The organism is Tabrizicola fusiformis, from assembly GCF_013328815.1.
Classification (GTDB): domain Bacteria; phylum Pseudomonadota; class Alphaproteobacteria; order Rhodobacterales; family Rhodobacteraceae; genus Fuscibacter.
On sequence record NZ_JABUHN010000059.1, the window covers coordinates 1 to 500 of the forward strand.

1 protein-coding gene is annotated in these 500 nt (G+C 61.4%); it reads left to right on the top strand.

What is annotated here, in order from left to right:
• Positions 1–500 (top strand): DNA adenine methylase (locus tag HS053_RS22140; RefSeq protein WP_174213401.1); only part of this gene is annotated, 500 nt, incomplete at both ends.

Sequence of the window (500 nt, forward strand, 5' to 3'; positions counted from 1 at the left end):
CTGACCACCCGGTTCGAGTTCAACCGGCTGGTCGACACCAACCCCGAGACGCTGACCGACCTCGAGCGCGCAGCGCGTTTTCTGTATCTGCAGCGCACCGCCTTTGGCGGCAAGGTCTCGGGCCGCAACTTCGGGGTCCAGACCGGTCGCCCCGGCCGCTTCAACCTGACGACGCTGGAACCGATGCTCGAAGATCTGCACACGCGGCTGTCGGGCGTGGTGATCGAATGTCTCGATTTCGGCGACTTCATCCGGCGCTATGACACGCCGGGCACCCTGTTCTACCTCGATCCTCCCTATTGGGGCAGCGAGGGTGACTATGGCAAACACCTCTTTGCCCGGGCCGATTTCCAGCGTTTGGCGGACCATTTAAAGGCCCTTCAAGGCGGGTTTCTGATGTCGATAAACGATGTCCAGGACATCAGGGATATCTTCGCCTGGGCGCGGATCGAGGAGGTGCAGACCAGCTATTCGATCGGGGGCAAGGGTCAAAGCAAGCC